Annotated in this window: 19 protein-coding genes; 3 read left to right on the forward strand and 16 right to left on the reverse strand. The window is 70.5% G+C overall.

The window, feature by feature from the left end:
* The first annotated feature begins 46 nt into the window (after positions 1-46).
* Positions 47-2,134: a hypothetical protein gene (locus ACSQ2F_RS12870; protein ID WP_436023361.1), complete on the forward strand. Its 2,088-nt coding sequence runs from the start codon at positions 47-49 to the stop codon at positions 2,132-2,134.
* 198 nt (positions 2,135-2,332) lie between these two features.
* Positions 2,333-3,748, forward strand: a complete 1,416-nt coding sequence (locus ACSQ2F_RS12875) for an ATP-binding protein (RefSeq protein ID WP_436023363.1) — start codon at positions 2,333-2,335, stop codon at positions 3,746-3,748.
* 34 nt (positions 3,749-3,782) lie between these two features.
* Here the strand turns inward: ACSQ2F_RS12875 and ACSQ2F_RS12880 are convergent, their stop codons facing one another.
* From ACSQ2F_RS12880 to sctU, 11 genes are all read right to left on the reverse strand, one after another.
* Complete coding sequence (locus ACSQ2F_RS12880; protein WP_436023365.1) at positions 3,783-4,496, reverse strand: response regulator transcription factor; 714 nt, start codon at positions 4,494-4,496, stop codon at positions 3,783-3,785.
* 334 nt (positions 4,497-4,830) lie between these two features.
* Complete coding sequence (locus ACSQ2F_RS12885) at positions 4,831-6,201, reverse strand: sigma-54-dependent transcriptional regulator (protein ID WP_436023367.1); 1,371 nt, start codon at positions 6,199-6,201, stop codon at positions 4,831-4,833.
* Positions 6,198-7,970: a sensor histidine kinase gene (locus ACSQ2F_RS12890; protein ID WP_436023369.1), complete on the reverse strand. Its 1,773-nt coding sequence runs from the start codon at positions 7,968-7,970 to the stop codon at positions 6,198-6,200. Before ACSQ2F_RS12890 ends, ACSQ2F_RS12885 begins: the two co-directional genes overlap by 4 nt.
* Positions 7,971-8,140: 170 nt before the next feature.
* Positions 8,141-8,596: a CesT family type III secretion system chaperone gene (locus tag ACSQ2F_RS12895; protein WP_436023371.1), complete on the reverse strand. Its 456-nt coding sequence runs from the start codon at positions 8,594-8,596 to the stop codon at positions 8,141-8,143.
* Entirely contained in the window at positions 8,593-9,513 is a 921-nt protein-coding gene (locus ACSQ2F_RS12900) for a hypothetical protein (RefSeq protein ID WP_436023373.1), read from the reverse strand. Before ACSQ2F_RS12900 ends, ACSQ2F_RS12895 begins: the two co-directional genes overlap by 4 nt.
* 17 nt (positions 9,514-9,530) lie before the next feature.
* Entirely contained in the window at positions 9,531-9,791 is a 261-nt protein-coding gene (gene sctS / locus ACSQ2F_RS12905; protein ID WP_436023375.1) for a type III secretion system export apparatus subunit SctS, read from the reverse strand.
* A 7-nt stretch (positions 9,792-9,798) separates the two neighbouring features.
* A complete protein-coding gene (sctR, locus tag ACSQ2F_RS12910; protein WP_436023377.1) occupies positions 9,799-10,458 on the reverse strand; it encodes a type III secretion system export apparatus subunit SctR in 660 nt (219 codons plus the stop codon).
* Complete coding sequence (gene sctQ / locus ACSQ2F_RS12915) at positions 10,436-11,482, reverse strand: type III secretion system cytoplasmic ring protein SctQ (RefSeq protein ID WP_436023379.1); 1,047 nt, start codon at positions 11,480-11,482, stop codon at positions 10,436-10,438. Before sctQ ends, sctR begins: the two co-directional genes overlap by 23 nt.
* Before the next feature lie 17 nt (positions 11,483-11,499).
* On the reverse strand, positions 11,500-11,964 hold the full coding sequence (locus ACSQ2F_RS12920) for a type III secretion HpaP family protein (RefSeq protein ID WP_436023381.1): 465 nt from the start codon (positions 11,962-11,964) through the stop codon (positions 11,500-11,502).
* A gap of 178 nt (positions 11,965-12,142) precedes the next feature.
* Positions 12,143-14,197 (reverse strand): type III secretion system export apparatus subunit SctV, encoded by a 2,055-nt coding sequence (gene sctV / locus ACSQ2F_RS12925; RefSeq protein WP_436026812.1) that lies wholly within the window; start codon positions 14,195-14,197, stop codon positions 12,143-12,145.
* An 8-nt stretch (positions 14,198-14,205) separates the two neighbouring features.
* On the reverse strand, positions 14,206-15,285 hold the full coding sequence (gene sctU / locus ACSQ2F_RS12930; protein WP_436023383.1) for a type III secretion system export apparatus subunit SctU: 1,080 nt from the start codon (positions 15,283-15,285) through the stop codon (positions 14,206-14,208).
* 194 nt (positions 15,286-15,479) lie between these two features.
* Here sctU and ACSQ2F_RS12935 point away from each other — a divergent pair, with 194 nt between their 5' ends.
* Entirely contained in the window at positions 15,480-17,201 is a 1,722-nt protein-coding gene (locus ACSQ2F_RS12935) for a hypothetical protein (protein ID WP_436023385.1), read from the forward strand.
* Here the strand turns inward: ACSQ2F_RS12935 and ACSQ2F_RS12940 are convergent.
* The 5 genes from ACSQ2F_RS12940 to sctN all read right to left on the reverse strand — a co-directional run bounded on the left by ACSQ2F_RS12940 (position 17,185) and on the right by sctN (position 22,260).
* Positions 17,185-17,841, reverse strand: a complete 657-nt coding sequence (locus ACSQ2F_RS12940; RefSeq protein WP_436023387.1) for a lytic transglycosylase domain-containing protein — start codon at positions 17,839-17,841, stop codon at positions 17,185-17,187. The two genes, ACSQ2F_RS12935 and ACSQ2F_RS12940, sit on opposite strands and share 17 nt — an antisense overlap.
* The gene (locus tag ACSQ2F_RS12945) at positions 17,834-19,315 is read right to left on the reverse strand and encodes a helix-turn-helix transcriptional regulator (RefSeq protein WP_436023389.1); all 1,482 of its coding nucleotides are present in this window, start codon (positions 19,313-19,315) and stop codon (positions 17,834-17,836) included. Before ACSQ2F_RS12945 ends, ACSQ2F_RS12940 begins: the two co-directional genes overlap by 8 nt.
* Positions 19,316-19,618: 303 nt before the next feature.
* Positions 19,619-20,422, reverse strand: coding sequence for a type III secretion system export apparatus subunit SctT (gene sctT / locus ACSQ2F_RS12950; protein WP_436023391.1), 804 nt, complete (start codon positions 20,420-20,422; stop codon positions 19,619-19,621).
* Positions 20,415-20,933: a hypothetical protein gene (locus tag ACSQ2F_RS12955; protein ID WP_436023393.1), complete on the reverse strand. Its 519-nt coding sequence runs from the start codon at positions 20,931-20,933 to the stop codon at positions 20,415-20,417. The genes sctT and ACSQ2F_RS12955 overlap by 8 nt, the downstream gene beginning before the upstream one ends.
* Before the next feature lie 7 nt (positions 20,934-20,940).
* Positions 20,941-22,260 (reverse strand): type III secretion system ATPase SctN, encoded by a 1,320-nt coding sequence (gene sctN, locus ACSQ2F_RS12960; protein ID WP_436023395.1) that lies wholly within the window; start codon positions 22,258-22,260, stop codon positions 20,941-20,943.
* Positions 22,261-22,351 lie beyond the last annotated feature (91 nt).

A 22,351-nucleotide genomic window follows, 5' to 3' on the forward strand; every position in this document is an offset into this window, starting at 1 on the left:
GCGCCCTACGTTGGCGGGTGATGCAGCCCTCCACACACCGCACGCCATGACCCACGACAACCTTTCCATCCGAAGCGCCCGCCCCGCCACGCCTGCAGACCCGGCATCGCCCGCCGCTCCGCGCGCGTCGACCCAGGCGCCGTCGCGCAGCAACTCGCTGGCGCATCGCACGGATGGTGCGGCGCCCACCCGCACATCGTCCGGCGACCTGTCCATCCGTCCGCGTCAATCGGTGGCGCTGGTGCCGCTCGATCGCACCGGCGCCGCGGTCGCGACCGACGCCGCCGCGCCCGTGGTCGACGTCGGCCTCGCCCGCACCCTGCCCGAGTTCCAGCGCCGGCTCGACGCGCAACGCAACCGCCCGGTGAACCTCGACGAGGCCGCCGCCGTCATCAACGCGGTGCGGCACAACCCGCTGGCGGGCGGCGAGGCGCCGAAGGCCCACAAGGACCTGGCAGCGCGCGCCACGCCCGACATGATCACGCGCTGGAATCGCGCACTCGGCCTCTCCGCCGAGCAGGAGGCTGCGATGACACGCGTCGCGGCCCAGGGCGGCCGCTGGATCCCCACGAGCGGCTCGGCGTTCCAGGCGGCGCTCTACGGTGCCATCCCTTTCGCCGCCCTGAAAGCGTCGCCGGTGCACGTGCTGTACGCGAGCCTGGCGGCGCTGGTGGCTCAACCCTTCGTGACGGCCGGCCTGCAGACACCCATCGTCTCGGCCATCACGCTCATGCGGCAGAAGGGCGCCCCCATGGTCAAGATGCCGGGCAACCTGAAGGCGAAGGAGACGCTTCCGGAAATCGAGCGGCAGATCAAGACGCTGGAGGCGGACGCCGCGCAAGACGCTCGGCAGATGAACGCGCTGATGCAGCGGCTGGCGGCAAGGCATGCCCGCCATGACACCGGCACCGAGGCCGGCGAGGAAGCGATCGGCGCGTTCCTCGCCGCCCTGTCACCGGACGAGCGCAGCGAACTGGAGGCCCTCCAGCAGCGTCAGACGGACCGGGCGGTGGAGGTCGGACTCCTGGTGATGGATGCCTTCCGGCTCGAAGGCATGCAGGACCGGCAGTTCAACTCCACCCTCGCCCAGGCGCCGTGGCGGGTCGCCCGCTCCATGAGCGGCATCTATGCACCGGCGCTGCAGGCCGCGGGGGCGCCCGCCGCCGCGGTGACCGCGACGTCCGTCGTGCTCGCGTTTGCCGCCATCGCCGGTCAGCATCATGCAGCGGGGCTCGACGAGCAAACCGCCCAGGCCGACGAGCACAAGCTCGGCCTGCTCTATGGCGATCTCTTCACCCCGCAAGGGCAGGCCGACTGGAACGCCGGACGACCGGTCACCGCCGCAGGGATCGATGAAGCGAAGTTCCGCAACCTGATCGCCGAACCGGAGACCACGATTGCCGGCCGGGTGGCCGCCCACCTCGCGGTCCACCGAGACGACCTGCAGGCCCGACTCGATGCCCTGGGGCCCCACGCCGCCACGGACGACGATGCCGAGCAAGGCCGGCCCGAGGTGGAAACGCTGCGCGCGAGCATCGCCGAATGCGAGCACGACATCGGCCTGCTGCAGGCCGGGAACGTGACCGACCTCAGCGCCGGCGGGCATGCCCGCCAACTGCTGGCCGATGTCATGAAGGACACGTCGGTGGCCTTCGCCTGGCGCGAGGGCGTGGCGAAGCTTCGCTCGCCGCTCGAATACTCCGCGCAGCTCGGTCAACGGTTCGCTGCGCAGTTCGCCTTCATCGGCGCCGGCGGCGCAGGCGCGGTCGGCCTGGTGCGGGGCGTGGGCGCCGCGGTGGGCGGCACCAGCACCATGGCGGCGGGGGCGCAGGTCGCACTGTCGGTCGGCGCCGGCGTGCTGGGCGCGTTCTCGGCCCTCACGCAGTACACGGCCGTCAACGTCAAGAACGCGCGACGCGACCGTCAAGGAGACGACGCCGGGCTGCTTGCGCAGGTCGCCCGGGGCATCGTGAGTCCACTGTGGCAGCGCCATGCCACCCAGGCCGGCCATGCCGCAACGCAGGCGGGTCATGCCGCGCTGCAGCACGACCGGCGGGTCCTGACCGACGTGCCGGACGGGCCGCTCGCCGAGGCGAGCAACCCTGCGCCCACCGGCTCACCCCCGCGCGGCTGAGGCGGTCGCCGCGGCGATCCATCGCCTGCCGCAGGTGAATCCCACGTTCGGAGGGTTGTTCACGCATGAAAGTATCGGTGACCTCCGGAGCGTATCGGTCCGGAGGTCAGGGTCGGCCTATTCTCTGCCCTGCCGCCACCCCCGATGGGGGTGACGGCCCGCGACACCAGGCGTCCCTTTTCACGATGGAAGTTCACCGTGCAACAAGCCACCTGCCATGCGTTCGACAATGTTGAATTGAGGGCCGGCGAACGCCGGTTGCTGATCGATGGCAAGCCGCAGCCGCTGGGCGCGCGGGCCTTCGATGTGCTGATGACCCTGGTCGCCCAGCGCGATCGGGTCGTCTCGAAAGACGAGCTGCTCGACGCCGTCTGGCCCAACCTCGTGGTGGAACAGAACAACGTCGCCGTGCAGATCGCCTCGCTGCGCAAGGTGCTTGGCGCCGCCGCGATCACCACCATTGCCGGCCGCGGCTACAAGTTCTCGGGAGGTATGGTGCGCACGGTGCCGGCTCCAGGCCATGCTGCCGCGCCGTCCCCCGGAGTCGCGCCGGCGGTTCGCGATGCGGGCAAGGCGCTCCTCGGTCGCTCGGCAGACGTGCGGCGTCTGGCCGACCTGCTGTCGCAGCACCGCGTCGTCGCCCTGACGGGCACGGCAGGCGTCGGCAAGACGAGCCTTGCCCAGCGGCTGTTGTGCGACGTCGCCCACCGCTATCCCCAGGGCACCGTCTGGATCGATCTCACGCCCAACGACATCGACGCCACAATCTTCCGCAGCCTGTCGAGGACGCTCGGCATCGAACCCTGCAAGGACGATCCCCTGGAGAACCTGCTCCAGGCGCTGCCCGTTCGCAAGGTGCTCGTCGTCATCGATGCGGTGGAAGCCGCCCCCGACGAGGTGGCCCGTGCCGTGCAGCTGCTGCTGCGTCGGGCACCCGGACTCTCCTTCCTGCTGGTCGGCCAGATGCGCCTGCGCCTGCGCGACGAACAGGTGCTGCGGCTCGAGGGCCTGCCGGTACCGGTCAACGACGTGCCGCCCGACCAGGCGCTCGGCTTCCCTGCCGTGGCTCTGTACGCCGCACGCGCTGCCCTCAGGGACCCGGCCTTCGTGCTCGACGAACACAACGTGCGACCGATCATCGCGTTGTGCCGTGCCCTTGATGGCCTTCCGCTCGCCATCGACCGGGCCGCGTCCGCGCCGGCGGAAGGGCCCGATGTGCTTCAGCTGGCTCTGCAACGCAGCCATGACCTCCTCCCCGAGCGGGAACGCGCGTTGTTGCGCCGACTCTCCGTCTTCGAGCACGACATGCCGCTCGAACGGGTGCTGGCCGTCGCCGCGGGCGACGACGGCGCCCTCGACACCTGGGCGGTGCTCGACGCCCTCACCGAACTGGTGGACCGCTCGTTGCTGTCCGTGATACCGGGCGAGCCACCGCGCTATCGACTGCTCGCGTCGACGCGCAGGTTCGCCGCCGCCCAACTGTCGGCGTCGGGAGAGTTCGCCGCGTACCAGCGACGCCACCGCATGGCGCTGGCCCTTCCCGATCGTCCGTCGCCGATGTCGGTCGACCCGACATCGTCGACGGGCCACGCGCCGCATCTGCAGTCCGCCTGAACCGGCCCGCGCAGCGGGCCGGTACCTTGGCGACTCAGTTCGCGGAAGCTGAAGCAGACGCGGATGCCGACGCCAGGGCCTCCAGCTGATAGCCGCGGGCGTACACGCTGCGCAGCACGACGGCGTCGCCCGCGCACCGCTTCAGCTTGCGGCGCAGCTGGTAAACGTGCTGCTCGATCGACCGACCGGCGATGTCTTCGTCGGCCTCCCAGATGTGCGCCAACCGGCGCCGCGTGACGAGTGCGCCCGCCGACTGGAAGAGGCAGCGGGCCAGCGCCATCTCACGGCTGGTCAGTTCGACGCATCCGCGCGGGGCCACCAGGCGCTGGCCCGCCACGTCCAGCGTGCACGGGCCACACGAGGGAGCGGCGGCCTCGGCCCGAGTCGTGCCGGCACGGCGCAGGGCCGCATGCACGCGCGCGGCCAGCTCCGGCGCACCGCAAGGCAAGGCCACGAACTCGTCGGCCCCCGCGTCCAGCGCGACCGCCGCCGACGGCGCCGTCGCCCCGATGCCCACGACCGCGGTGGTGCGGCCCGACACGTCGTGCAATTGCGAGATGAGGCCGGACCAGTCGTCCTCGGGCAGGTCCACGTCGAGGAAGAGCAGACGCCCCATCTCGCGACGCCAGCCTCGCAACAAGGCCGCCACGCCGTTGAAGGCCACCGCCTCCACCCCCACCGTGGTCAGCAGGGAGCGGAAATGGTCACGCCCGCCGCCTTCCATCATCAACACGCCAGCTCGTTCCAAGACCTACTCCTGTCAATGAACGCCGTTGTCCGCGGGTGCGGTGTCGCGTGCGTCGCCTTGCAACGTGCATCGCAACCGCCATGCCAACACTGTCGGGCCATCGACGCTTCATCGCCACCGTGAAAACACGAGGCTCGAGGGGGTCAGATGATGCGCGTCATCCCAAGACTGGGAAGCTGCTTGCAAAAGGCGTCTCGTTTTCGAGAAATCCGGCTCGCCGACCGCGAGCCGGGGCCGGCGTGCGCCCATTGTGGGGAGGGCGCGTGAAAGGCGTGTGTCTTCGCGGGCGCCCGCCTGCACTGCAATGGCGCGTCAGGCCCGGTGCGGCCAGCGCTCAACCGTCCACCTTGTACATGGCCGGGTCGATGTCGAGCCCCTTGAGCTTGCGGTAGGCCGTGGCGAGCGTCATGCGCAAGGCCTTGGCCGCCTCGCGGACCGAGCCGCCATGCTGGCGAAGCGCCGCCTGCAAGAGGCTGCGCTCGATCATGGCCATGGACTCCTCGAACGACCGCGAGGCCGCGGCAGTGTCGCGCCCGTCCACCGACAGAGGCAGGCCGAGCACATGGCGCTCCGCACAGCTCTTGAGCTCTCTCACATTGCCCGGCCAGTGGGCGCTGAGCAGCAGCTCATGGTGGTCGGCCGTGAGCGGCGGCACCGACATCTCGTAGCGCATGCCCGCCTGCCGTGCGAAGTTCTCGAACAGGGAAATCACATCGCCGAGCCGGTCTCGCAGGGGCGCCACGGTCAGCGCCACGACGTTCAGGCGGTAGAACAGGTCGGCCCGGAACAGTCCCTTGCGGCTCAGGGCCTCCAGGTCCACTTTCGTCGCGGCCACGACGCGGAAGTCCACCGGCACGGCCTGGTTGCTGCCCAGGCGCTCGACCTCGCGCTCCTGCAGCACCCGCAGCACCTTCGCCTGCAACGCCAGCGGCATGGCCTCGATCTCGTCGAGGAACAAGGTGCCCTGGTTCGCGTACTCGATCTTCCCGATGCGCTGGCGCCCTTCCCCGGCGAAGGCGCCCGACTCGTTGCCGAAGAGTTCGGCCTCGAACAAGGCCTCCGGAATCGCTGCGCAGTTGACCGCCACGAAGTGGCCCATGCGGCGCGAGAAGTCGTGCAGGCAGCGGGCGACGAGTTCCTTGCCCGTGCCGGTCTCCCCTTGCACGAGCACGTCGACCGGGGTGGGCGCGAGGCGCAACACGAGGTCGCGCAGCTCCCGCATGGCGCGGCTGTCGCCGCGCAACACTTCGCCGATCCCGGAGGCCGCGGCCAGCTGGCGCTTGAGCTGCCGGTTCTCCAGCAGCAAGGTGTGGCGGTCGGCCGCCCGGGTCATCACCGCCAGCAGGCGTTCGCGGCTGAACGGCTTCTCGAGGAACTCGTAGGCGCCGGCGCGAATGGCCTGGATGGCCGTGGGAATGTCGCCGTGTCCGGTCATCAGCACCACCGGCAGCTCGGGGTCGATCGCCTTCACCCGCTCCAGCACCGACAGCCCGTCGGCGCCGGGCAGGCGCAGGTCCGTCAGCACCACCGACACCGGACCAGCCGCGAGCAGCTCGACCGCCGCCTCGGCCGAGCCGCAGGGCAGGACGGAGAAGCCGGCCAGTTCGAGCGAGCGCTGGACGGTGTGCAGGAAGGCCTGTTCATCCTCGATGACGACCACGCGCCTCGAGGGGAAGGTGTCTGGGGCAGCGATGGATGGGGTCATGGTGATGGCGGGTGGGGCGCTGCGGCCAGCGGCAGCGTGATGTCGAAGGCCGCGCCGGTCCCGGGCCCGGTGCGCGCGGTGAGGTCGCCGCCCATGGCCCGAAGGGCGTCTCGTGACAGCGCAAGGCCGAGACCCAGGCCCTGTCCGGCGGCCTTGGTGGAAAAGAACGGATGGAACAACCGGTCGTGCACGGCAGGAGGAAGGCCCGGGCCATTGTCCTGCACGGTCAGCTTCACCTGCCGCGCGCCGAGGGTGCAGCTGAAGTCGATGCGCCGATGCGGCTGCGCCGCCAGCGCATCGATCGCGTTGTTGACCAGGTTGACCACGACGTGGATCACCTGGGCCTCGTCCGCCTCGGCCCACACGTCTTCCCGCAAGCGATGAACCTCGCACGGAATCTGCGCAAGGCGAGCCTGCAGCAGCTCGAGCGCGACGTCCACGACACGGCCGAGCGCCACCGGCCGCAGCGGGGCGTTCTCCCGCACCGGAAAGGCCGCGAGCTTGGACGCGACCACTTCCAGGCGCTCGCCCAACTGGTGCATGGAGCGCAGGCTCTCGCGCACCTCGTCCGCGTGTCCATGGGCCGCCAGTTCGATGGTCGTCTCGGCGAGCAGCCGGATCGACGCGAGCGGCTGGTTCAGCTCGTGATTGACGCTTGCGACCAGATAGCCGACGTTCGAGAAGCGCTGGGCATAGGCCAGGGTCTGCTCGGTATCCCGCAGGTCTTGCTCCGCCCTCGCGTGCAGCGCCAGCAACTCCAGGCGGACCGCCACCTGCACCCGCTCCTGCTCGGCGTCATGGCGCAGCGCCGAGGCGAAGGCCTCGTAGGCCCCCTGGCTGTCGCCGTGACGTTCGAGCGCATCGGCCAGCAGTCGCTCGGCCGCCGCCAGGCGGGCCACCCCGGCCGTCCGCGCGAGTTGACGCACGGCGCTGCGGGCGCCGGTGATGGTGGCGGCGACCCGACCCTGCGAGGCTCGCAGTTCCGACAACCGCAGCCAGGCCAGGCCCAGCCAATCGGGCGCGTTCAGCCGCCGCGCGATGCGCAGCAGGCGGGCCAGCGCAGCGCGCTGTCGCGGGCCGTCGCCGCGTTCGGCCGCCACCATGGCCGAGATGTCATGCACCAGCGCGGCCTGTCCGTTGGAGGCGTCGTCCACCTCGGCAGGGTCCGGCAGCACCGCCGCCGCCGCGTCCAGCTGCTGCTGCGCACCGTCGGATTCGCCCACGGACTTCAGCCGACGCGCCAGCAGCAGGCGACTGTACGCCTCACCGGCCCCCAGCCGATGCAGCAGGTGCGTCGGCGCGGGATCAAGGCGCGCGCGGGCATGCCCCGCGAAATGAACCGCGGCCAGCAGGTTGCCCTCGCCGCGATAGGCCGACGCGAGCAGCGATTCACACCGGGCGGCTTCGGTCGCGAGGCCCATCCGCTCGAAACGATCGCGCGCTTCGGAGAGGAGCGTCTCGGCCAACTCGTGCTCGCCCACCTCCAGGCAGCACCGGCCGCGAAGCTTGAGCACCTGCGTGGCGCCCCATCGGTCGTCCAGCCGCTCCAGCAGCGGCTGGCCTTCGATGCACAACGCGTACGCCCCACAGGCGTCGTGCCACCTCAGCAGCAGCACGGCCGCACGGTGCAGGCAGTGCGGAAGCACGCGGTCATCGGCCTGCATGCGGGCGGTCGAGATGGCGTGGCGGAGGAGGCGGCGCGCCAGGGCGACGTCGGTGGTGGCATGCGTTTCCGCCGAGGCCAGAAGCGACTCGAGGTCGTCCGACAAGCCGTCCTCCGCCGGCCGATGGGGCCACAGCGATGGACGATCCTCAGGGGCGGCAAGGGACGAGAGGGCGGGCGGCACGCGGCGCGGCGGACAGTGGGGACCGGTGGGGACCAGCGCGGAACGCGAGAAGGTCGCGCTGCAGTGGATTCGGTTCCGAGCCTAACAAACTTTCAGGCGCGAAGCCACGCGTAGTCCCCGGCGGCGATGCCCTCGAACATGTCGTCGACCGAGGTGCTCATGTGGTCGCGCCAGTATCGGCCGTGCTCCGCATAGTGCACGAGGGTGTCGGCGAACCAGGCCCCGTCGATCTCGTCGCCCATCGGCACGCGCAGGATCAGCAGGACGCCACCGGTGTCGGGGTTCACGCCGAGCTGCGCCTGGTCCTGCGCGTACACCAGCAGGTTGGACTCCAGCATCATGCGAAAGACGCGCAGGGTGCGACCGGCGGTGACGATGCCGTAGTCGAACTGCATGTACAGGGCGGTCGGATCGTCCTCGAAGTGGTCGAGCAGCACGGTGAAGCCCTCGACCTCCAGCGTCTTGGTCTCGAGCACCACCTTCGGGTCACCCAGTTCCGTGTGGGTGCACAGTTCGGTGACAAGGGCTTCGTATCGTTCGTAGGTCATCGCTCGGGCTCCCGGAGGGGTCGCAAGGCGCGGGACAGCGGCTGCGCCATGCGCGCGAGAACGGCGATGCGCACGAGCGTGTCTTGCCGCTGGGCGGCCGTGCGCGGCCGCTGCAGGTCGAGCAGCACGAGGGGCAGCAAGCAGAACAAGGTCTCGCGCATCGGATTGGGGAGCAGGCGGTGGCCCGCCGCACCGTTCGACAGCCCGACCAGCACCGCCCGCACCGCCCCCAGCCCCCGCTCGTCCAGGCCTGCCCCTGGATGAGGCGATGCGGCGTGCACCGCACCGACCTGGCCCAGCCACGGCCGTCGCCATCCGACGGTGCCCGGCCCTCTCGCCACCTGGAACAACCGTGTGGCGAGTGCCCGCCGCAGCGCCGGTTCACCGCCGGATGCGAGCGCGGCAGCCGCCCAGTCGGCCCGCAGCACGGCTGCGGCGCCTGGCCGGTCGGCCGCCACGGCGGACGTGACACCCCGTGCGAAGGCGCGTCGTCGACCGGCGCCTGCGGCTGGCGCCGAATCCTCCTCGCGGGAAGGACGGTCGTCATCGGACGATCCCTGCTGTCCGCCGCGCTCGCCGTCTCGCCGGTGCACCCGCTGCCCGCCGGTCTCCTCGTTGCCGCCGTCCATGACATCGGAACGCCGGCCGTCTCGTTCGATCGCTGTCTGCAGCGCCTGGCTTTCGGCGGAGGCCACGCCGCCCGGGGGCCCGGAGCGAGGCTTGAGTTTGGCCAGCATCGCCTTCGCCATGCCGCCGGGGCGCACCATGGCGAACGAGGTGCGCAAGGTCGCACCCTTGTAGTGAGCCACCTGGTCGCCCGGCCGGTGGCCAGGCGCGGCGGCACCCTGGCCGGCGGGCTGCTGCGAGGTGTGGGCCACCGTGGCGGCGCGGATGCCATGGGTCGCGTTCGTGTGCATCGGTTCTCCTCGAGGGGTCACGCCATCGCGAGGCGCATCATCGAGTTGGCGAACTCGAGGATCATGCGCGCGCCCCACGGGGCGGCCAACAGGAGCGTGATCAGCACCGCGATCATCTTGGCGCCCTGCCCGATCGCCTGCTCCTGGAGCGACGTCACCGCCTGCACGAAGGCGATCAGCAGGCCGACCGTCGCCGCCACCAGCACCGTCGGCAGCGACACGAGCAGGCACAGCAGCAGCGCCTCGGAGGTGACCCGCGAGATGTCTTCGGTTCCCATGGCCGCGCTACCGGTAGGTCAGCACCAGGCCGTGCAGCAGCACCGACCAGCCGTCCATCACCACGAAGAGCAGCAGCTTGAACGGAATCGCCACCTGGGTCGGCGTCACTTGAGACAGGCCGAGCGACAGCAGCACGTTCGCTACCACCAGGTCCACCACGACAAAGGCGAGGTAGAGCAGGAAACCGATCTTGAAGGCTTCGGTCAGCTCCGACAGCGTGAAGGCGGGCGCGAGGATGATGAGGTCGTCCTCACGCACCTGCTTGGCGCGTTCGGGCGTCCAGACTGACGACACCGACTTGAGGAAGAACGCCTTCTCGCGGGGATGGGCATGCTTCGCAAGGAACTTGCGAACCGGCTCGCGGGCCGCCTCCATCACCTGGGCGACCTGACGGGTGCCACCGCCCGGCTCGTGCTGCTGCCGCTGCAGCGCGTCGAAGGCGTCCATGAACATCGGCGCGACGATGTAGACCGACATGATGATGGCGATGCCGTTGAGCACCATGTTCGGCGGCACCTGCTGCACGCCGAGCGCATTGCGCACGAGCCCCAGCACCACGACGATCTTCGTGTACGAGGTGACCATCATCGCCGCGAACGGCAGGAAGCCGATCGCGAAGATGACCGCCAGCAGCGGAACGACTTCAATGGCGGGTTCGTTCTGCATCGCGCGGCGCCAGGTGGGTGATGCGTGCGCCCAGGCGGTCGCCGACGGCCACCAGCTCGGCCAGGCCGATCACGCGGCCACAGGCAACGAGCCGGACGGGTGCGCTGGCAAGCGGCGCCGAAAGCTCGATCACGTAGCCCTGCCCCAGCGATTCCAGCTGGGACAGCGGCACCGCGGCAGTGTCCACCTCGAAACGCACAGGCACCTCGAGATCACGCGGAGGCGACGACAGGTCCTCCTCGGCCAGCCCCGACCCCGCGTCGGCCTCGTCTTCGTCGATCATGCGTCCTGCTCCTTGAATGGTGAGGAATGTGTCTTCCACGGTGGCGTCGGCACACCACCGTCGGCCAGCCGGTGCGCCGAAGGTGACGTTGCAGGCCACCCGGCTGTCTGCTCCGCCCGACGCGAGCAGCAGCACGTCGCCCGGCGCGATCGAGTCGAGGATCGCGAGGCGAACCGGGCGTCGCGACAGCAGCACCCGCCCCGGCATGGCCATGGCATGCGCAAGGCGGGACACGAAGCGCTGCGGCTCGAGCCGCTGCCGAAACCCCTGCAGCAGCACCTCCGGCAACCGGGTGCAGACGAAACTCCCGACCGGTTGGCCGTGCCGCATGGCGCGCACCCAGCCGCCGGCCGGCACCTCGTCGTGGCGGTCCTGCATCGCCACCAGCCCGGCGACGCGAACGTCATGGAGGCCGAAGGCGCCGAAGACCTCGACCAGTGGCTGCATGACGGCCTCCGCGGCCAGGGCCTGCAGCGGCGCCGGGATGTCCGATCCCATCGCGGCCGCGAGAGCGAGCGAGGCCAGCTCCGGTGCGCAGAAGCAGGCTTCCACCGGTCCCTGTGCCGTCACGAGCGACAGGCGGTGAACCGGATCGGCGGGTGCGGCCGCCAAGGGCACGAACTCGAGGCCATCGAGTGCATCCCACCACGCCGCGCGCAGCCGGCGGTCATGGCAGAGCCGGCTCGCCGCCGCCGCGGCGGGCTCGATCCGCACAAGCCGCTTGGCAAGGGGGGTCGTCACGGGAAGGCCGGTGGGTGTCATGGGGACTCGAAGGTGATGGAGATGTCGCGGCGGCGCGCCATCGTGTTCTGGAGGACCTGCAGCAGCGCCTCTCGTCCCCTCGACAATAGGTCGAGCGCGGTCGGATCGCCGACCTCAAAGCGAAGGGTGAGCCAGTGGGGCGAAAGACCGAGGTTCAAGGTCGTCGCAGGCAGCACGTCGGCGCGCAGGCCCATGCGGACCTGCCACAACTCCCCGTTGTTCACGGCCCGGTCGTTGCAGAAGCCCGCGATCGTCAGCGCCACCTCCCGCATGGCGTCACGGCAGGCCGCCTCGGGCGCGGCGGCCGCGAGCGCAAAGGCAGCCGGCGGTGCGACGGGCGGCGCGGTCGGCTCGCCGACCAACGAGTCGGCAGTCGGCTCGACCTCCTCCCCATGCAGCGCGGCGTCGTCGTCCGGGTCGCGTTCGATCTCGTGCCGGCAGCCGCCGGCACCGCCGTCCATGGCCGCAAGCGCATCGGAGTCCACGACCTCAGCCGGCAGGGGCCGCCGCTGCTGCAGGAGCTCGGCAAACCGCAGGGTCGGCCCGGTGGGCGCGAGCCCGCGCGTCGCTCCTTGCGGACTGGCGGCGGGCAAGGGGGCAGCGGGCCGGACGGCGGGCTTCGTCATCGCGACCGAAGGGTCAGAGGGTCACGCGCCCGAGCGGCTCGAGCCGGACCTGGGGACCGAGCTCCTGGAACGAGTACACCGCCAGCCACTTCATTTCCGACTCGACGATGCGGCGCACATAGCGGCGGATGTCCATCGAGGTCACCACGGCAAGCCCCGGCTGCGGTTCGTCGCCCGCCATGCGCCGGATGTTGCCGGCGATGGCGCCCATGGTGTCGGGCGGCAGGGCCAGGTAGTTGCCCGCCGGCGTGGGCTTGATCGCCTCGCGGATCATCTTCTCCACCATCGGGTCGAGCAGCACGGCGGACAGCGCGCCCGTGCCGCCGGTGGCCCGGTGCGTGAGGTAGCGGCCAAGGTCCCCTCGCACGTACTCGGTGAGCATGAGGATGTCCTTTTCCTTCGGGCCCCAGACGATGAGGCTCTCGCAGATCGCCCGCATGTTGCGGATCGGAAGCTGCTCTTCCAGGAGCCGGCGCAGCACTTCGGAGATGCGCTGCAGCGGCAGCACCTTCTGCGCCTCGGCCACGAGTCCCGGATAGTCGACGCCCACCCGCTCCAGCACCCACTGGACCTCCTGGATGCCGAGGAAGAGGTGCGCCTGCTCGTGAAGCACCTGCACCGCATGCCGGGCGATGGCCTGCTCATGCGACAGCACACCCGGCTCACCGGCCTTCACCAGCGCCGCGGCGTCGGAGTCCGCGATCCAGAAGCTCTCGCTCTCCCCGCCCGCGGGACCGCCTATCTCGCAGCGGGCGATGAGTTCGGTCGACGGCTGCACGACGAGGTGGCGACCGGGCTGCAGGCTGCCCTCGCTCGCCGGCACGTCGTGCACCAGCACCTCGTAGGTGTTGTCGGCCAGCGCCGCCTGGCGCCAGAGGCGGATGCCCGGGAACGGCAGGCCGAGGCGCTCCTGCAATGAACTGCGCTCGCGCTCGAACGCCGCGCCGAGCAAGGCGCCATCCAGCGAGGCCGCCAGCGTGCCCGACAAGGTCACGGCCAGCGGGCAGCTGAAGGCGGCCGGCGCATCCTCGATGCCGCCCGCCTCGCCCTTGGCCCCTTCCCGCTGCAATCCCTTGAACGGGCTGGCCTCCGGGTCGGCGCGGCTGCCGCCCTTGAGCTTGCGCGCCACCAGCACCAGCACCACGGCCAGCACGACGAACACGTACCAGGGAAAGCCGGGTACCGCGGCAAAGCCGCACAGCAGCGCCGCCGCCAAGTAGAGCGCCTGCGGGTTGGACATCATCTGTCCCGCGATCTCGGCGCCCAGCGCCTTGGGCTTCTTGGCGTCGTCGGCCACGCGCGTGATGATCACGCCCGCGGCCACGCAGATGAGCAGCGAGGGAATCTGCGACACCATGGCGTCGCCGATGGACAGCACGGCAAAGAGGTTGGCGGCCTCGGCTGCGGGCATGTTGTGGTACGTGATGCCGATGACGATGCCGGCCAGCAGGTTGATCGCGGTGATGACCAGCCCCGCGATCGCGTCGCCCTTGACGAACTTCATCGCCCCGTCCATGCCGCCGTGCAGCTGGCTTTCCATGGCGAGGTGGGCCCGCTTGATGCGGGCCTCGTCACCGGTGAGGTGGCCGGCCCGGAGGTCGGCGTCGATGGCCATCTGCTTGCCGGGCATGGCATCGAGCGTGAAGCGCGCCCCGACCTCGGCCACGCGCTCGGAGCCCTTGGCGATCACGATGAACTGCACGATGGCGATGATGAGGAACACCACGATGCCCACCACGAGGTTGCCGCCCACGACCAGGTTGCCGAAGGCCTCGATGAGGTGGCCCGCATCGGCGTGCAGCAGGATCAGCTTCGTGGAGGCGATGTTCAACGCCAGGCGGAACAGGGTGGTGAACAGCAGCAGCGACGGGAACGAGCTCAGCGCGACCGCATTGGGGATGTAGAGGGCCACCATCAGCAGGAGCACGCTGACGGTGATGTTCACGCCCAGCAGCACGTCGATGACGAAGGTGGGCAGCGGGAAGACGATCAGGGCCAGGATCGCCACGATGGCCGCCAGCGTGCCGATCTCCTCGCCGTAGCCCTTCTTGCCCACCGGGCGGGTGATGGTCTGGCTCACGTTGCGGCCCCTCCTGCGTTGGTGTCGCCCGGGCGGCGTGCCATGCGGTCGACCCAGCGCAGGACCGCGGCGACCGCCTCGAACAGTTCCGCGGGAATCGCCGCGCCGAGTTGGACCTTGTGCAGCGCCCGCGCGAGCGGCGGGTTGGCGAACACCGGCACGCCGAGCGACTCGGCCAGGCGGCGGATGCGCAGGGCCTCCTCGTCCAGGCCCTTGGCCACCACGACGGGCAGTCCCGTCTCGTCCGGGTCGTACCGGATGGCGACCGCGTAGTGGGTCGGGTTGACGATCACCGCGCTGGCCGAGGCCACCGCCTTCTTGGGTGGCGGGCCGTTGGCGTTCTCGCGCTGCAGCTGCTTGCGCTGGCCCTTGAGTTGCGGGTCGCCCTCCTGGCCCTTGTGTTCGCGCTTGACCTCGTCCTTGGACATGCGCTGGTCCTTCATGAAGAGCCAGCGCTGCATGGCGTAGTCGACCGGGGCGAGTGCGATGAACAGCACCAGCGCGATCATCAGCATCTTGAGAATCGCCGACCAGGCGATGGTGCCGATCCCGGCCACCGACTGATAGGTGGCGCCTCCGATCAACGGCAGCAGCATGAGGATCACCTGCCAGACGGCCACGCCGATGATGATCGCCTTGGCCAGCATCATGAGGAAGGTGAGCAGCGACTTGACCGAGAAGAGCTTCTTCGTTCCGGCGACCGGGTCCAGCTTCTCGGGCTTGGGGGCCACCGCCTCCATCGCGACCAGGAACCCGACATGGCTCATCAGCCCGAGGGCGGCACCCACGGCCGCGACGATCACCAGCGGGACGACCGAGATCGCCGTTTCCAGGGCCATCTCCTTCATCCGTCCGAAGATCTCGTGCAGCGGCATGTCGCCGTCCCCGAAATCGAGCGCGCGGCCAAGCAGTCGACTGAGCCGCTGGGCGATGCCGTCGGCGGTCACCTGCAGGACGATGATCACGCCCAGCATGGAGCTGGCCACCGCCACGTCCTGGCTCTTGGGGACCTCGCCCTTCTCGCGTGCCTTGTCGAGCTTGTGCTCGGTCGGCTCTTCGGTCTTTTCGTCGGACATGTCGTCTCGGGTTGAGGCAGGACGGTGGGCTGGCGGGCCGGCCATGCGTGCACCGACCAGCGCAGACTAGGGTCCGCTGCACCGCCGCCCGGCCGCACAGCCGAAGCCCGGTATGGAAACGCGACGGCAAGCTGTCTTGACAAGCCGGCGCACCCGCGCCACGCTGGCGCGATGCCCCTGCGTGACCCGCACCGATGACCGCGCCCCATGCCGATACGCCCGGCGTCGATGCCTCGCTTGCCCTGCCAAGCCCGGCCATCGCGCCGGTGCGCGACCTGCCCGAAGGGCTGCGGCTGTCGGCGCAGGCGGTCAGCGACGCGCGCCGCGACGGTGCCCCTGACGACGTGCTCGGGCATGCCTTGCTCCGGCAGGCGCACTACGCCTACCGCCTGTTCGACTACGCGCTCGCCTACGCCTCGGCGCTGGATGCCAGCGCCGCACTGGCCCGCTGCGGCGACAGCGCGGGGCAAGGGCGTGCCCTGAACTACTGCTTCATCACCAGCATCGAGACCGGCGACCTGGTGCGCGCCATGGAGCACTCGACCCGGGCGCTCGCCTTGGCTGAAGCCCTGGGCGATTCCTTCCAGCGCGCCACCTTGCTGCACAACCAGTCGGTCGTCTTCGAGATGGTCGGCGACCATGACAAGGCGCTGGCATGCCTCAGCCAGTCCGCTCGCCTCCACGATGCGCTGCCCGACGGCGGACCGGGCGCCTTCTTCGCCCACGTCAATTCGGCCGGCATTCACCTGGCACTCGCCGAAGCCGCGGCGGCGCGCGGCGACGACGCCGCGGCCGAGCGGCTCCGCAACGCGGCCGCGGACGAACTCCCGCCGCTGCGGGCCGATGCGGCCCCGGCGGCCTTGCAGACCTGGTTGTCGATCCACTCGCGGCTCGGCAATCTCGCTGCAGCCGCCGAAGCCGCCCGCATCTGCATCGCCAAGGCGCGGCGCAACCGGTCCAGCGAGCGGTACCGCACGTACGCCATGCTTGCGCTGGCCGACTACCACCTGGGTCGTGAGCGCCCGGGGCGCGCCGTGCTGTGTCTCGAGAACGCCGTGCGCAAGCTTCGCGCCGCCCGCAATCAGTCGCACCTGGGCGCCACCGAGCGGCGGCTGGCCGCGCTGCAGGCTGGGCTGGGCCGGCACGAAGAGGCCCTGCGCTGGCTTCGCCTGGCCGAGGCGGACAACAGCCGGCTCCAGGCCGAACGCAACGAGGTGCGCTGGAGCTTCGCCGAATCCGACCGCGACGCGAAGCGCCGGCGCCACCTGAGGGACGAAGTGCTGGTGCACGTTCAGCGGCTGGATGTCATCGGACGCCTGATCGCCGAGATCCACCATGCCCTGGCCCAACCGCTGGCCGCGGCACGCGCCACGCTGCAGCAGCTGCTCGCCACCTCCGGCCTGCCGCATGATCCTGCCCGCCTGCGCAGCGCGCTCGACGACGTCATTGCCCAGGTGGATGCCGCGGCCGCGCTCGTGCGCCAGTTGAAGATGTTCTCCTACCGGGCCTCGCCGCAGCCGAGCGAGGTCAGCCTCCGCCTGGCGCTGGAGCAGGCCTGGAACGATGCGTCACTCTGGCGGCGGGGCGCTGCCCGCACCCTCACGATCGACGCACGTCAGCGGCCGGTCGTCAACGTGGACGCCCAGCGGCTCGCGGTGCTGTTGCGCATCCTGCTGATCGAAGCCGACGGGGTCGCGGCGCCACGCGACCTCCTGGCGACCATCGACAGCGACGAGGCCGCATGCGACATGGTCATCTGCTGCGGCAGCGGTGAACTGGCGCGGGTCGCGGGCCGGGTGGGCATCACCTTGTGTGCCGAGATCGCCCACGAGGTGGGCGGTCAGCTGCGCTGCGAAGCCGCGCCCGGTTCCGGGGTGAAGCTGCACCTGCGGCTGCCCATCATGAGCAGCCCGTGACCCGAGGCGGCGCCGAGGCACCGCCTGCGCGGTAGACCTCGTACCAGGACAGCACCGACTCGACATACTGGCGCGTCTCCGGGTACGGCGGAATGCCGGCCCACCGCGCCACTGCACCTTCGCCGGCGTTGTAGGCCGCAATGGCCAGGTCGAGGCGGCCGGGATAGCGCTGGTGCAAGCCGCGCAGGTGGCGCGCGCCGGCGCGCAGGTTCGTGTGCGGGTCGAGCAGATCGCGCGCGGGGTCGGAAATCCCGAGGCCGCGTGCGGTGGCCGGCATGATCTGCATCAGCCCCATCGCGCCCTTGTGCGACACGGCGTGCGGATTGAAGGCCGACTCGACCCGCACGATGGCCGTGACCAGCGAGGCATCCAGACCATGGGCCGCCGCCGCCTCCTCGATCAGGCGGGCCAGCGTGCCGTCCACGCGTGCGCTGCGGCGGACGCTGGCCCCGGCCAGGGTCAGCCCGCCGCCCCAGACGTCGTCGGGCCGCGCCGTCACCGTGCCGCAGCCTTCGTCCGGCTCCAGCTGCAAGGCGCTGCCCACCGCCGGCGGGGCCAGCACCAGCCCCTTGCGCGGCCAGGCCTCGGCGCCGAGGCACGGCAGCATCAGCAGCCAGCCGAGGATGAGCCCTTCACGCATGGATGGCCGCCGGCACCTCACGGCGCGCCAGCGTGTCGGCCGGGGTCTCACGGAAGTGCTTGCGGTACGACGATACGAGCGTCGATCGATTGCGGATGCCCCAGCGTGCGGCCGTCTCGATGACCGTCGGGCCGCATCCCTCCGCGCTCAGAAGATCGTCCCGGATGCGTTCGACGCGGCACCGGCGAAGCACCTCGACGGGCGTCATCCCGAGGTGCATGCGAAACGCGGACTGCACCGCGCGCTCGCTCACGCCGATGTGGTCCGCGATCTCGCGCACGCTGAGGTCGGCGCGGTCCATCTGCGAGACGAGGTAGCGGTAGGCGCGCCGGTACTTGGCGGGCAGCGCGAGTTCGGCCGCGTCACGCGTCTCCGTCACCCGGCCTTTCGCCGTGGCCACGGGAGCCGGAGCCTGCGTCTCGCTGCGCAGGCAGCGGGCCGATTCGAGGGCGTAGCGCTGGTAGTGCCGGAGGCACTCGTCGGCCTGGCCCGTCATCTCGCACAGCTTGGCCCGGCAGTACGACAGCTCGAAGTTCCAGCGTTGCGGGCCGGCATCGTGCGCCGTGCCCAGCGGCTCGATGAGGCTGCGGGCCAGCTCCGGGTGATGGGTCGCGATGGCCACCAGCGCCCCTTCCAGGCGCCCTTCCCGCTCGGGCCCGGCCAGGTGCATGCGACGCAGCCAGGCGAGGTAGTCGTGCACCGAGCCGAGACTGCGCACGTCGCCCGCGCCGGCTCGCACCAGCACCGCCAGGTGGGCAAGCCGCTGGGTGAGCAGGCCGTGCCCGACGGCCGCGGCGAGGCAGGCGTGCAGCTCCGACACCACGGCGCCGGCATCGAGGCGAGCGCCCGCATGCGCGGCTTCGGACTGCCAGAAGGCGTGGTCCGCCAGCGCGCCGTTCGTGCGAATCGCGCACTGGGCGGACAGTTCCGCCCGCACCATGCGCACGAAGAGGCGCAACGCACCGGCAACACCGGGGGCGCTGGCGGCGCCCGCGCCATCCAGGCGGGCGGCCGCGTCGCCCAGGGCCAGCGTCGCCATCTCGCCCCGACCGAGGGCATGGTGGGTCAGGGCCATGCCGGCCAGCGCCTCGACCTGTTGCGACAGCGTGGCGGCATCGTCCTCCACCACGCGCTGGAAGCTGTTCGCGGCAGCACCGAAGCGGCGCTGGTAGAGGCTCAGCATGCCGATGTTGCGGCACGAGATCACGCGGACCTGGCCGCGGGGCGAGGCCGTCGCGGCGACGAGGGCCTGGCGGTACAGGTCCTCGGCGTCCTCGGCGCAGTCCTGCGCCAGCATCAGGTCGGCGCTCAGGCTGGACAGCTCCACCGCCGCCTCGCCCTGCCGGGTGGCCATGGTCTCCAGGGTGGACAGGGCCAGCGACGCGGCGGCCTTGGCGCGGCCGTCGAGGATCATGGGCAGCAGGTCTCGCGCGGCGGACGACCGGGTCATCGCGGTCAGCAGGCAGAAGTACATCATCGCTCCTTGTGTCGGGTGTGCGGGTGGCTGGGATGGACCCATGCTAGGAGCGACAAGTCGTGCGAAATTTCATGAATCGTCAGGCGAATCTCGTAACCCGGCGTGAGAAACGACCTGGCCTCTTCTTCGCATTCGTGAGAAAGACCAAGCACCCGACCGCCCCCTCCACCGCCGGGCACGGCGCCGCCGAAGCACCGTCCGGAAATCCGAAGTCACCGCCTCGCAAGGATGCGATTGTCGAAGGGCGCGACGCGCGCCGGCGCGCGTCCGCATCCGCCTGACTTTTACAAAGGGGCCCGGTCAACGGCCGGGCAGCAGGTTCTGCAGGCGCGGCGTCAGGTCGGTCGGCAGGAGGAACTGCCGCACCTCGGCGATGAAGACACCCGCCAGCAAGGCGAGCAGCAGCATCGCGACGGCGCCCTTGACCGGCTGGGACAGCGAGTTCGGCTCCAGCTTGTCGGCCGCGCGGGTGACGAGCCCGAAGCCCACGTCGATGAGCACGAGCACCAGCAACACCGGTGCGGCGAACTTCACCGTCATGGTCATCATGCCGTCGACCTCGTTGAGGAAGAACACGTCCGAGAACCCCTGCATCGACGGCAGCGGCGACAGCAGCGGCCACAGCCTGAACGATTCGAAGAGCGCGCCGAGCAGCACCAGCATGCCGCCCATGGCGAAGAACACCGCGATCACGAGGTGCAGCAAGGTGTCGGAGACGGGCGTGCTCTGCTGGCCGCTGAGCGGGTTGGTCAGCTGGACGTTGTTGTAGCCCGCCTGCGTGTCGATCAGGGCGCCGACGCATTCGGCCACCCAGAAGACCGTGGAGGCCGCGAAACCCAGCATGAGGCCGATGATGGCCTCCTTGACCGCCAGCATCAGCCAGGTGGAGGCCGACAACGCGCCGGCATCCTGCCATGACATGCCGGCCGCCACGAACATGCCGAACAGCACCACCATGCCGTTGCGCACCATGCCTTGCATGGCGTCGCCGGCGGTGGCCGGCAGGATCAGGAACACGATGAAGAAGCGCAGGCTGCACAGGGCCACGGTCTTCAGCAGGTCGCCGAACGCCGCACCGACGTGCATCATGTCGAGCTCAGGCATGGTCGGCCGTGTCCTGCGATGCCCGGCGGCGCCCGCCGATGCGTGCGCTGGCCATCTCCTCGGCCTCCTCGTCGGCCGCTTCGTCCTCGGCCACCAGCTTGCGGGCGATCGCCTCGGCGATGCGCGCCTCGAAGCGCTCGACGCGTTCGTTGTTTCGCCGCACCGCCGCCTGGGCGATGCGCACCTCCTGCGCCTGCCGTTGCTCGCTCGACTCGCATCGCTTCAGCACCTTCTCGCCCTCGGCCCGCTCGGCGATGCAGGTCTCGATGGCGATGTCGATGGCCTTCACATGGGCGGGCGTGAAGGCTTGCTCGAACAGTCGCGCGCGTCCCTCGACCGCCTGCAGGTGACGTGCGATCGCATCGTCACGGCGCTCCCGCGCCGCGGCGGTGTCGGCCACGCAGCGGTCCATCGCCGCCCGCTGATCGGCCAGCGTCTTCTCGAGGACCTTGCCTCGCCGGCGGCGGATGTCGGCGAGCACACGCAGGCTGCGGATCGCGTTGTCGGCCATGGGCGCCTCACTGCACCAGCGACGCGAGGTGCGCCAGCGTGTCGTCGAAGGGGCGCAGGTCGCTGGTGGCCTGGTTCAGGAAGGCGCGGATGTGCTCGATGCGCTCGACGGCCATGTCGGCCTGGGCGTCGTTGCCCGGCTTGTACTCGCCCACCTGCAGCAGCATCTCCACCTCGTCGTACTTGGCCATCAGACGGCGCAGCGTGGCGGCCATCGCGACATGCTCGGCCGGCACGATCTGCGTCATCACGCGGCTCAGGCTGCCGAGCACGTCGATCGCCGGGTACTGGTTCTTCGCGGCGATGCGGCGCGACAGGATCATGTGGCCGTCCAGGATGCCGCGCACCTCCTCGGCGATCGGGTCGCCGCCGCTCTCGTCCTCGGCCAGCACCGTGTACAGGGCGGTGATGGAGCCTCGCGCACCCATGCCGGTCCGCTCCAGGAGCCGGGGCAGTTCTGCAAATACCGAGGGCGGAAAGCCCCGCCGTGCGGGCGGCTCGCCCGCGGCGAGGCCGATCTCCCGCTGTGCCCGTGCAAAGCGGGTGAGCGAGTCCATCATGAGCAGCACCTTCTGCCCCTGGTCGCGGAAGTACTCCGCCACCGCGGTAGCCACATAGGCCGCCTTCGCGCGTTCGATGGAGGAGCGGTCGGACGTGGCGCAGACCACCACCGATCGCGCCATGCCTTCGGGGCCCAGGATGAACTCGATGAACTCGCGCACCTCACGGCCGCGTTCGCCGATGAGGGCGATCACGCTCACGTCGCACTGGGCGCCGCGGGCGAGCATGCCCATCAACGTGCTCTTGCCGGCACCGGCTGGCGCGAAGATCCCCATGCGCTGACCTTCGCCGAACGTCATCAAGCCGTCGATGATGCGCACGCCGGTGGGCAGCGGGTGCTCGATCATGGCCCGGCTCATGGGGTCCGGCGGGTCGGCGAAGACCGGCCGGTCCTCCACACCGGCGATGGGGCCCTTGCCGTCGATCGGGTCGCCCAGGCCGCTGATCACCCGCCCCAGCAACCCCGGCCCGACCCGCACCGACAGCGGCTTGCCGGTGCCGAGCACACGGGTCGCATCGTTCACGCCGGTCAGGCCGCCGAACGGGGAGAGCACGGCGCCTCCCTTGCCGAAGCCGACCACCTCGGCGCGCTGGATGCGGCGCCCCCGCGTGTCCTGCAGCTCACAGAGTTCGCCCACGCGCACGTCCAGGCCACTGGCCCGGATCAGCGTGCCGACCACTTCGAACACCTTGCCGGTGCGGGTCAGTACCGACTCGTGCTTGAGTTCGTCCTCGAGGGCTCTGGCAAAACGCAGCAGGTCGGTCATGGCGCAACGCCGGGTGGGCGCTCAGTGGCGGATCGTGAAGCCACTGTGGCAGCCCCGCGCGGCTGGCGCCGGCGGGCCGGCGAAGGCACGA

This window comes from Rhizobacter sp. LjRoot28, from assembly GCF_964253025.1.
GTDB lineage: Bacteria > Pseudomonadota > Gammaproteobacteria > Burkholderiales > Burkholderiaceae_C > Rhizobacter.